Below are 10,808 nucleotides of genomic sequence, written 5' to 3' on the forward strand. Positions count from 1 at the left end.
GGCGGCCCTCAGTAGCCCTCGGCGGCATCGGCGGGCCCTCTAGCGCGGCCCTCGGCGGCCTTCGCGCGCGGGAGACCGGCGCCGAAGCGTGGCGCACCACCGTCCACCGCGTCCGGCGGCCTTCGCGCGGGAGAGACCACCGGGCCGTCCCCCATGCGGGCGACCTTCTCGCGCTCCGGCTAGCGATCCACGATCTCGTTCTTGCCGATCACCACGACGCCGCCCCTGGTGACGGCGAAGCGGGTGCGGTCGTAGTCGAGGTCGAAGCCGATCCTGGCGCCGTCGGGGATGACGACGTTCTTGTCGATGATCGCCTTGCGGACGATGGCGCCCCTGCCGACCTTGACGTTGTCCATCAGCACCGAGTCCTCCACGCGGGAGTGCGAGTGCAGGACCACGCGCGGCGACAGGATCGAGCGCTGCGCGGCGCCGCCCGAGATGATCACCCCGGGGGAGACCAGCGAGTCGATGGCGCGGCCCACCCGGTCGCCCTCGTTGTGGACGAACTTGGCGGGCGGCAGCGGATCGTGCCCGGTGAAGATCGGCCACCGGTCGTTGTACAGGTTGAAGACCGGGTGCGCGGAGATCAGGTCCATGTGCGCCTCGTAGTAGGCGTCGAGCGTCCCCACGTCACGCCAGTAGCCCCGGTCGCGCTCGGTCGAGCCGGGCACGAGGTTGTTGGCGAAGTCGTAGACGTCGGCGCCACCCGACTTGACCATCATCGGGATGATGTTGCCGCCCAGGTCGTGCTTGCTGGTCGGGTCGAGCGCGTCCTCGCGCAGCGCGTCGATCATGGCCTGCGTCTTGAAGACGTAGTTGCCCATCGAGGCGTAGATCTCGTGCGGGTAGTCGGGCAGGCCCACCGCGTCCTTCGGCTTCTCCCTGAACGCGACGATCCTGCGGCCGGACGGATCGGTCTCGATGACGCCGAACTGGTCGGCCAGCGACAGCGGCTGCCTGATCGCCGCCACCGTCACGTCGGCGCCCGAGTCGACGTGCTGGGCCACCATCTGCCGCGGGTCCATCCGGTAGATGTGGTCGGCGCCGAACACGATCACGTGCTCGGGCATCTCGTCGTAGATCAGGTTGAGGTTCTGGAACAGCGCGTCGGCCGAGCCGGAGAACCAGCGCGGACCCAGCCGCTGCTGCGCGGGGACGGGCGTGACGTAGTTGCCCAGCATGGCCGACAGGCGCCAGGTCCGCGAGACGTGGCGGTCGAGGCTGTGGTTCTTGTACTGCGTCAGGACCACGATCTGGAGGTAGTGGCCGTTGGCGAGGTTCGACAGCACGAAGTCGATCAGCCGGTAGATCCCGCCGAACGGCACCGCGGGTTTGGCGCGGTCCGCTGTCAGCGGCATCAACCGCTTGCCTTCTCCACCGGCGAGAACGACTGCGAGAACCCTGGGCGACGTCATGGCTGGACGCTACCCCGAAACGGGCAGTCCACGCAGGTCCACATGCCTGTCATCCGGGCGGCGAGTCGCGGACCGCCATGATCGCGACCATGGGGACACGTTCGCCGCCCTGGAAGGCCGCGCGGAGCCGTCGCTACGACGGCCGCGGGCTGGTCGGTGGGCTGACGGGCGGGCTGATGGGTGGCCTCGGCGTGGGCGTCAGCTTCGGCGTCATCGGACGCTCGCAGGTGGTGAAGCCCTTGGAGTAGCCGTGCCGGTAGCCCTGGTCGTACCACTTCACCCCGGTGGGATCGATGTGGAAGGGCTTGCTCTGCTCGCAGTCCAGCCGTCCGCGGTAGATGCCCTTGTCGTAACCCTTCTTGTACAGCTGCTTCTGCCGGTCGGTCCGCGGCGGAGTCCGCGCGAGGATCCCGGCGCCCGGTGCCGGACCGGCCGCCGGGATCGCCGCGACCCCGGCGCTCGCGGCCGGGGCCGTGACCAGTTGTCCGGCCAGTTGCCCGGCCAGTTGCGCGGCCAGCGCCATTCCGATGAGGAGCGCACGTTGCCTTCCGTGCATTCTCGTCCTCCTTCCATTGCCGCCGCGGACATTTCGGAAAGGCCGCGGGATCCATGGTGCGGGACAATTCATTCGGCCGGCGCCGGCAGGTGGGTGACGTGCGAATTCGCTGGGGCAGGGGCACGGCGAGGAGCGGTGGGGCGGGAAAACGGGAAGGTCCTTTTCCGGCTCCTCGACAGCATGGTGCACATGCCGGCGAAGGAAAGTACACCAAGAACATCTCATCAACGTTTTTACCCGGGTGTTTTCCCACGTCGCCGGGAGGGCGGCGTGCGTTAGGGTCGCAGTGTGCGCGTGGATCTGCTGAGTCGCGAATACCCGCCCGAGGTGTACGGCGGTGCCGGAGTGCATGTCGAATACCTCGCCAGGGAGCTTCGGCGCCTGGCCGACGTCCGGGTCCGGTGCTTCGGCGCCCCCAGGGACGAGCCGGGTGTCTCGGCCTACCGGGTGCCCGGTGGCCTGGAGACCGCCAACGCCGCCCTCCAGGTCCTCGGCGTCGATCTGGAGATGGCCGCCGCGTGCGAGGGCGCCGACCTGGTGCACAGCCACACCTGGTACGCCAACTTCGCCGGGCATGTGGCCAAGATGCTGTACGGCACGCCGCACGTCGTCACCACCCACAGCCTCGAGCCGCTCAGGCCGTGGAAGGCCGAGCAGTTGGGCGGCGGCTACACGCTGTCCTCGTGGGCCGAGCGCACCGCGCTCGCCTCGGCCGACGCGATCGTCGCGGTGTCGGAGGGCATGCGCCGCGACGTGCTGACCGCCTACCCCGAGATCGCCCCCGACCGGGTGACCGTGATCCACAACGGGATCGACACCGTCGAGTACGCGCCGGACCACGGGCTCGAGGTGCTGCGCAAGCACGGCATCGACCCGGGCCGGCCGTACGTCGTCTTCGTCGGCAGGATCACCCGGCAGAAGGGGCTGGTCCACCTGCTGCGCGCGGCCCGCGACCTCGACGCGGGGGCGCAGCTCGTGCTGTGCGCCGGCGCCCCCGACACCCCCGAGATCGCCGCCGAGGTGCGCGGCCTGGTCGAGGGGCTGGAGCGCGACGGGGTGTTCTGGATCTCCGAGATGCTGCCCAAGCCGGAGGTCATCCAGCTGCTCACGCACGCGACGGTGTTCGTGTGCCCCTCGGTGTACGAGCCGATGGGGATCGTGAACCTGGAGGCGATGGCCTGCCGGACGGCCGTCGTCGCCACCGCGACCGGCGGCATCCCCGAGGTGGTGGCCGACGGCTCGACCGGGCTGCTGGTGCCCATCGAGCAGGGGGCCGACGGCACGCCGGACGATCCGGAGAAGTTCGCCGCCGACCTCGCCGAGCGGATCAACGCGCTGCTCGGCGACCCCGACCGGGCCAGGGAGATGGGCGCGGCCGGCCGGACGCGCGCGATCGAGCACTTCTCGTGGGAGCGCATCGCCGAGCGCACCATGGACCTCTACCGCTCACTGACAAGCTGACCGTCGGCTCCGCACCGCCCGTCGGCTTCGCACTGACCGCCGTATTCGCGCCACTCGCCGGATTCGCGCCACTCGCTGGCTCCGCGCCACTCGCCGGCTCCGCACCGCCCGCCGGTTTCGCACCGCCCGCCGGGGGCCGCCCACCGGGGGCGGTCGGCGGGTGCGCTGGGGCCGGGCCTTCCGGGGTTCTGGGCGGCGGCCGTGGCGATGCGGCTGGCGTAGGCTGCAGGAGCCGACGATCGAAGGGGAGCCCGTGCTGCTGGCCGAGGGAGTGCACGCTGTCGTCACCGACCGGAAGGGAGGCGCCAGCGCGCCGCCGTACGACGGCAGGAACCTCGGCGGCGCGGTCGGCGACGATCCCGGCAGCGTGCTGGCCAACCGCCGCGACACCGCCGCGGAGCTGGGGCTCGACGCGGACAGGGTGGTCTACATGCGCCAGGTCCACAGCGCCGAGGTGGCCTACGTGAGCGAGCCGTTCGGCGCCGAGCCGCCCGCGCTCGACGCGGTCTTCACCGACCTGCCGGGCGTCGGCCTGGCCGTGCTGGTGGCCGACTGCGTGCCCGTGGTCGTGGCCGATCCGGTCGCGCGCCTGGTCGGCGTGGCCCACTCCGGCCGCGAGGGCACGTTCAAGGGCGTGGTCCCGGCGCTGGTCGAGGCCATGGCGGGGCACGGGGCGCAGCCGGGCAGGATGGTCGCGCTGGCCGGGCCGTCCGCCTGCGGCCGGTGCTACGAGGTCTCGTCCGAGCTGAGCGAGTCCGCGCCGCCCGAGATGCGCTCCACCACCCGGCTCGGCACGCCCGCGCTCGACGTCCGCGCGGGAGTGGCCGCCCAGCTGCGGGCCGCGGGCGTCCAGGACGTACGGCACGACGAGCGCTGCACGATCGAGTCGCCCGAGCTGTTCTCCTACCGCCGCGACCGCGTGACCGGCCGCTTCGCCGCCTACGCCTGGCTGGCGCCCTGACCGGAGATGTAGTGCATGATCACGTTGTGCACGTGCTGGGCCTTGTTCTCCCCGCGGAACTCCACCTCGTAGGTGTGCGTGCCGACGTGGATGGCGATCGCCCCCGAGGAGAAGAACGACCCGGCGAACGACTTGTTGCTCACGACGCTGACGGCGGAGACCCGTGAGTAGGGGATGCTGGTGATCGCGAGTCGCTTGCCGACGAACGACTTGTCCTGCACGATCACGCGCCGGTCGGTGAGACCGAGGAATCCCGTTCCGGTGCCGATGGCGTCGTAGACGGCGATGATCTGCTCCCCGGGCAGCAGTCCGCTCTGGACCTGCTGGAGCTGTTCCCGGCGGTCGTAAGTGACGTCCATACCCCCAGCATGCGGCTTGCCTCGGGCTTTGTCGCAGATCACTCTGGAAGTGAGAGGGGGGTGAGGACATGTCCCAAGCTCTCGGAGTCAGCCGCCCTGATCTCGCCGTCACCGACCTGCCCCAGCCGGAGGAGGTCTTCGGTGTCCGGCACATCGGGGTCAAGGAATTGTTCATGTACGCGGTGGGCCCGAGCCTGATCGCTCTGGGCATCTCCATCGGCAGCGGCGAATGGCTGCTCGGACCGCAGGCGGTGGGTCAGTACGGTTTCGTCGGCGTCGGCTGGGTCATCACCGTCTCCGCAGTCCTGCAGACCTTCTACAACGTCGAGTGCGCGCGCTACGTGATGGCGACGGGAGAGGCCCCCGTCGTCGGATGGGGCAGGGTCCCGCCCGGCTACAGGCTCTGGGTGCCCCTGTCTGTCTTCGTGGTCATCTTCGCCTTCATCGCGGGTGGCTGGGCCGCTTCGGCGGGCCAGGGCGTCTACGCGCTGGTCCACGGGACGGTCCCCCCGGCCGGGGCCGAGGAGCCCCGACTGTGGGCCATCGCCCTGCTGGTGCTGGTCTTCCTCATCACCGCCGCCGCGCGCCGCATCAGCAGGGCGCTGGAGCTGGCCAACTGGGGGATGGTCGGCGCGATCCTCGTGACGCTCCTGCTCATCGACCTGCTCGTGGTTCCCTTCGCGCAGTGGTGGGAGGCCATCCGCGGCTTCGTGACACCCGCCGCCCCGCCTTCCGGCATCACCGCCACCCAACTCGGCGCCCTGGCCGGCTTCACCGCCCTAGCCTCCGGCCTGAACTGGTACGTCATGGGCCACTACCGCGACAAGGGCTACGGCATGGGCTTCCGCACCGGCTTCATCGCGGGCCTGCGCGGCGGCCGCAACGAACTGCTCGAGACCGGCGTGACCTTCCCCGACAACGTGGAGAACGCCGCCACCTGGAAGCGGTGGTATCGGCTGCTGATGGTCGACATGTGGGGCGTCTTCTTCATCGGCGCGATGCTGGGCATGCTGCTGCCCACGATCCTGATGGCCCGCGCCGTCCAGCTGTCCGGCCAGCGGCCGACCACGGCCAATGTGCCGACGTTCGTGGCCAGCGTCCTCTACGAGGACTACGGCAGGCCGATGTTCGTCATCGTGCTGATCATTGGCGTGCTGATCCTCTTCTCCACCCAGCTCGGCATCTTCGAGGCGATGGTCCGCGTCACCACCGACGCCGCGCACGCCACCAGCCCGCGCCTGCGCGGCCTCATCGAGGGCGATCCCAGGCGCTTCTACTACCCGTTCATGGGCGCGCTGCTGGTGGTCATCGCGATCGTGCTGCACCTTGCGGTGCCCGTCGAACTGGTGCAGTGGTCGGCCAACATGTCCAACCTGGGCGCGCTGATCTACCCGTTCATGCTGATGTACCTCAACAGCAGGCTGCCGCGCCCGGCGCGGCTGCACTGGTGGCACTACGTGGTGCTGGTGCTGAACTTCCTGTTCTTCGGGTTCTTCTTCGTCAACTTCGTCGCCGACTTCCTCGGAGAGCCACTGGTGACGTTCTGAGATGATCATGGGGGCAGCGCGCTGCCGCGCGCCAGGCACGTGCGACGCCGAAGGCGGGGCGGCCTGTCTGTAGAGCAGCAAGGAGAGCATCGTGCCCTGCTACGAGAAGCACGGGTTCCAGGTCACCCGGGAGATCCATCTGCCGGGACGGTCCCACCGTCTGGGCGGTGCTCAGGAGACCCGTCAGCTGATCGGCTCCAGGACCACCACGGGGATCGGGCGGTCGGTCTTGGTCTGGTACTCGTCGTAGTCGGGCCAGGCCCTGGTCATCAGCCCCCACATCTCGGGCTTCTCGCCGGGCTCGGCCGTACGGGCGCGGGCCCTGAACCTCCTGTCCTTCACCTGCACCTCGACCGCCGGATCGGCCTGCAGGTTGAGGTACCACTCGGGATGGCGCGGGTCGCCCCCCTTGGAGGCGACGACCAGGAACTTGTCGTCGTACGGCTGGTAGATCAGCGGAGTGGTGTGCTTCCTGCCGGACCTACGGCCGGTCGTCGTCAGGAGCAGCGTCGTCGTGCCGTTCCAGTCGTGACCCTCGGCGCCGTCGGTCTCCTGATAGCGCTGGACGTGTTCCTTACCGTAGAGCATGTGGCCCTCCTACCCGAGAATCGGTAATGACACAGCCACGGTTGCGGACGTTCCCTCCCGACCCCAGGTCGGAAATGTCGCCCACATCTGATCCGCTCTGGCTAGAATCCGACCATGACCTGGCGACATTGATCCAGCACCAGAGGTCACGGGGCGCGTGAGCGCGGACCCCCGGGCACGGCAGCACGCCCGACGTCCGCACCGCCCCCGACAGGAAAGACCTCATGCTGCCAAAGCTCTACGTTTACTCGTTCCTCGGTGACTTCGTCCTGTTCTACCCGGTCTACACGCTGCTGTTCACCGACACCGGGTTGACCGTCCCCGAGATCACCTCCCTGCTGGTCATCTGGGTGCTGGCCGCGCTGGTGCTCGAGGTGCCCTCCGGTGCGCTGGCCGACACGCTGTCCCGCAAGGCGCTGCTGATCGCCGGCCCGCTGCTGGGCGCGGCCGGCTTCGCGCTGTGGACGGCCGTGCCCTCCTACTGGGCCTTCGCCGCCGGCTTCGTGCTGTGGGGCGCCCGCGAGGCCCTGGAGTCGGGCGCGTTCGAGGCGCTCGTCCACGACAACCTCGCCCACACCGGTACGGCCGAGCGCTATGCCGAGGTCACCGGCCGCGCCCGGTCCATCAGCCTGGTGGCCACGGCGCTCGCCACCGCCGCCGCCAGTCCTCTCTTCGCGGTCGCCGGCTACCAGGGCGTGGGAGTGGCCACCGTCCTGGCCTGCCTGCTGTGCGCCGCCATCGCCGCCACCCTGCCCGAACACCGCGCCGAGCCGGAGGACGACGACCCGACCGGCTACCTCGACACCCTCAAGGAAGGACTGGCCGAGGCGCGCCGCTCCCCCCGGGTACGGCACGCGCTGCTGCTGGTTCCCGCGGTCACGGCCGTGTGGGGCGAGCTGGAGGAGTACGTGCCGCTGCTGGCCCAGGAGAGCGGCGCGACGGCGCAGACCGTTCCGCTGATGGTGCTGCTGGTGTGGCTCGGCGCCACCTCGGGCGGCCTGCTCGCCAGGCGGGCCGCCGGTCTGCGCTCACGCGGCCTGGCCGCCCTCCTCGCCACCGGCGCCGTCGCCCTGGCCGCGGGTGCGGCGTCCGGGCATCTCGCCGGATTCGTCGCCATCGCCGTCGCCTTCGCGATGTTCCAGCTCGGCGACGTGCTGGCCGACGCCAGGCTGCAACGGCGCATCACCGGGCCCAGCCGGGCCACCGTCACCTCGCTGGCGGGCCTGCTGACCGACATCTGCGTCATCGCGGCCCTCGGCCTGTACGCCGCGGCGTCCCTCGTCCTGCCCCACAGCGGGATCTTCGTGCTGTTCAGCGTGCCGTACCTGGTGGCCGCCTGGGTGCTGTCGCGAAGGACGGGCCGGCCGCGACCCGTGGGGGAGAGGCATCAGGAAAGCAGAGAGGACATCAGCTGAGCACGCCACGCCTCGGCTTCACCCTCCCCGCCTTCGACCCCCACGCGGGCCCCGACGCCCTCGCCACCGGGCCGGGCTCAGCCAGGCACGGCCGCCCGCTGGTTCGAGGCCGCGAGGGTGCCCGCCGCGGGGCGGTGGGAGGGAGGGTTGGGCTGCGGGGCGCTATCGGGTGGACGGCATCGGCCGGCGGACCGCGGCGAACAGCCGGGACAGCGTGGCCGACCGGCCGCCGTCGGCCGCCTGTGGCGCGATGGCCGCGACGCCTTCCTCCAGCCACGCCTCCCACGCCCCGCGCTCACCGCTGTCCAGACGGCCGTGGGCCATCGCCAGGTCGAGGATCGCCGTACCGATCTCGCGGGCCATCGACCCGCCCGTCGGACGGAACCGGCTCCCGATGACACCCAGATGCCGGACCTCCGCCCGCGCCCCCGCCAGCGCGAGCGTGATGTTGAGGAAGGACTCCACCCCGAAGTCCGGCGGAAGCGGATCGGTGAGCAGCGACCGGCGCACCGCCCGGTAGCCGGTCAGCGCGTTCGCCCCCATGAACCCCGTCTCGGGGAAGAACCTGTCGGTCAGCGGCTCGTAGATGGTGAAGGTGGAGCTCAGGATCGTGCCCGGGTGGTCGTACTCGTAGTCGCCCACCACGTGGCCCGCGGTGCTGGAGGCCGCCGCCGCGCGGAGTTCGGCGGCGATGTTGACCTCCGAGGAGACCAGGTCGGCGTCGAGGAAGCACACCCATTCGGCGCCGGCCACGTCGATCGCGGCGTTCATCGCGGCGCCCTTGCCCTTCGGCCCGCGCAGGACCTCCGCCCCCGCCGCGGCCGCGCGCTCGGCCGTGGCGTCGGTCGAGGCGCTGTCGACGACCAGGACCCGATCGCCCGGTCTCGCGGCGGCGCGGGCCTGGCCGACGATGGTGGCGACGGTGGCCTCTTCGTTGTGTGCGGGGATGACGAAGGTGAACAATGCCGTGTCTCCCGAGAGAGTGGTCGATCACCACCCTAACGACGCCCCCGCGTCCGGCTGAGGCAGCACCTCAGAAAGTCCTGCGGGAGGTGTGTGCACGGAACGCGAAGGGCGCCGGTTCAGGTGGGGGCGTGTGGTCCGGGCGAGCGGGGCCGGCCAGGTGTCGGCGGGCCAGGAGGGCCGCGGCCCGGGTGAGGGACGGCCCGGGTAAAGGACGAAGCGGGTGAGGGACGAAGCGGGTGCGGGCGACGGAACGGCCCGGCGCACGGCCTGCCGTACCACGAGAAACCCCGAACCGGACACGGACGGGGGCGACGCGGCACGGATGTGCGCACGGGCGGCCCACGGACGGGCGCATGGGCGGGCGCTACGGGACGGTGTGGCACGGACGGGCGCATGGGCGGGCGCGGCGGGCGGGGGCGACGATGACCCGGACGGGTGTGCGGTCACGTATGAGAGGCGACAGCAGGAGGACCCGGACGGGTGGATGCGGTCAGGTGTCAGGCGCGAGAGGCGACAGCAGGACGGCAGGAGGACAGGCAGGTCGGTCAGGTGTAGGGCTTGGCGACGGCGACCAGTGCGGGCAGGGCGTCAGACGTCTCGACGAACAGCGCCGGTGACGGGGTGCGCTCGCGCACGTCGGTCGCCCTGATGGCCATGACCGCCGGGGTCGCCGCTCCCACATCGCCGTAGCGGGCGTCGACGGCGGCGCTGATGGCTCTGCGCGCGTCGGCCACCACGTCTTTCGCCATGTGCTCGGGGCCTGAGGCGGCCAGGAAGCCGAGCAACGCCGCGAACCTCAGATCGCCCTGGGCGGCCTCGGCCGTGCCCGGCTGGTCGAGCCAGAACACCTTGCCCGCCAGGAACGCCGGATAGCTCGACCCGTCGCGATCAAGCGTGCGCGCGGCGCCGGTGAGCAGGTCACCGAACTCGGCCAGATCCGCCTCCGGCGGCAGATCGGTGGTGACCAGCAGCGGCACGATCAGCGAGTCGAGCATCTGTGAACATCCCTCCGTGAGGCCGCTCATGGTAGACGGCGTCACCGACAATTCGCGGCCCGAATCCGCCACGACGCAGCCCGCTGTCACATCGGCCCGGGTCGGGAGGACGTGAGAAGGAGTCCGTGACGGCCGGCGGACGGCGACGTGGACCCTCCTGGGGGCCGTGCCGGCGGCCGTCGTAGGGAGTCTCCGCGCGGCGCCGGGCAGGGGTCTCCGGCTTGGGCTGATCTTTACATCAAGACGCACCGGCGGATGAGCGGGCCGTACCGGCATGCGCCATGGCACTCGACGGAACGGCCGGCCGGATGAGAGAAGGCCCGGCTCCTGTCACCTGGGTGACCGGGACGGCTTCCCGCGCACACGCGAAGGCGGCCGGCGCTTGTGGTCGCGTCGGCCGCCTGTTTCGCGGTGTTTCTAATGTTTGGGTGTGGGTTGGTAACTGGCGGGGGGTGTCGGTGACATGGCGGGCCATGGTGGTGTGGCTCAGTTGTTGCCGACGTTGATGTTGCCGCTGTTGTTGTTGCCGCCGTTGCCGCCGGGCT

General features: G+C 70.7%; 10 protein-coding genes. 4 read left to right on the forward strand and 6 right to left on the reverse strand.

Translation table 11 applies throughout. The annotated features are described in order from the left end of the window. Positions 1-179: 179 nt before the first annotated feature. On the reverse strand, positions 180-1,415 hold the full coding sequence (glgC, locus tag ACWDLG_RS33060) for a glucose-1-phosphate adenylyltransferase (RefSeq protein WP_449927720.1): 1,236 nt from the start codon (positions 1,413-1,415) through the stop codon (positions 180-182). Positions 1,416-1,548: 133 nt separating this feature from the next. Further along, a complete protein-coding gene (locus ACWDLG_RS33065) occupies positions 1,549-1,971 on the reverse strand; it encodes a hypothetical protein (RefSeq protein WP_449927722.1) in 423 nt (140 codons plus the stop codon). A 294-nt stretch (positions 1,972-2,265) separates the two neighbouring features. On the opposite strand from ACWDLG_RS33065, the gene glgA reads away from it, so the two are divergent. Continuing rightward, positions 2,266-3,432: a glycogen synthase gene (gene glgA, locus ACWDLG_RS33070; protein ID WP_449927724.1), complete on the forward strand. Its 1,167-nt coding sequence runs from the start codon at positions 2,266-2,268 to the stop codon at positions 3,430-3,432. A gap of 253 nt (positions 3,433-3,685) precedes the next feature. Continuing rightward, positions 3,686-4,393 carry a peptidoglycan editing factor PgeF gene (gene pgeF / locus ACWDLG_RS33075; RefSeq protein ID WP_449927726.1) on the forward strand — a complete coding sequence of 236 codons (708 nt, stop codon included), beginning with the start codon at positions 3,686-3,688 and terminating at the stop codon, positions 4,391-4,393. Here pgeF and ACWDLG_RS33080 read toward each other — a convergent pair. Further along, positions 4,372-4,752: a PH domain-containing protein gene (locus ACWDLG_RS33080; protein ID WP_354922518.1), complete on the reverse strand. Its 381-nt coding sequence runs from the start codon at positions 4,750-4,752 to the stop codon at positions 4,372-4,374. The genes pgeF and ACWDLG_RS33080 overlap by 22 nt on opposite strands. Positions 4,753-4,820: 68 nt before the next feature. Here ACWDLG_RS33080 and ACWDLG_RS33085 point away from each other — a divergent pair, with 68 nt between their 5' ends. Further along, on the forward strand, positions 4,821-6,299 hold the full coding sequence (locus ACWDLG_RS33085) for an Nramp family divalent metal transporter (RefSeq protein ID WP_449927728.1): 1,479 nt from the start codon (positions 4,821-4,823) through the stop codon (positions 6,297-6,299). A gap of 183 nt (positions 6,300-6,482) precedes the next feature. Here ACWDLG_RS33085 and ACWDLG_RS33090 read toward each other — a convergent pair whose 3' ends face one another. Continuing rightward, a complete protein-coding gene (locus ACWDLG_RS33090) occupies positions 6,483-6,887 on the reverse strand; it encodes a nitroreductase family deazaflavin-dependent oxidoreductase (protein WP_354922510.1) in 405 nt (134 codons plus the stop codon). A 224-nt stretch (positions 6,888-7,111) separates the two neighbouring features. On the opposite strand from ACWDLG_RS33090, the gene ACWDLG_RS33095 reads away from it, so the two are divergent. After that, positions 7,112-8,302, forward strand: a complete 1,191-nt coding sequence (locus ACWDLG_RS33095) for an MFS transporter (protein ID WP_449927731.1) — start codon at positions 7,112-7,114, stop codon at positions 8,300-8,302. 162 nt (positions 8,303-8,464) lie between these two features. On the opposite strand, the gene ACWDLG_RS33100 is transcribed toward ACWDLG_RS33095, so the two are convergent. Together ACWDLG_RS33100 and ACWDLG_RS33105 are read right to left on the reverse strand one after the other, a co-directional pair. Continuing rightward, positions 8,465-9,265 (reverse strand): glycosyltransferase family 2 protein, encoded by an 801-nt coding sequence (locus tag ACWDLG_RS33100; protein WP_449927733.1) that lies wholly within the window; start codon positions 9,263-9,265, stop codon positions 8,465-8,467. A 548-nt stretch (positions 9,266-9,813) separates the two neighbouring features. After that, complete coding sequence (locus tag ACWDLG_RS33105; protein WP_449927735.1) at positions 9,814-10,263, reverse strand: hypothetical protein; 450 nt, start codon at positions 10,261-10,263, stop codon at positions 9,814-9,816. Positions 10,264-10,808 lie beyond the last annotated feature (545 nt).

Source organism: Nonomuraea sp. NPDC003727, from assembly GCF_053586935.1.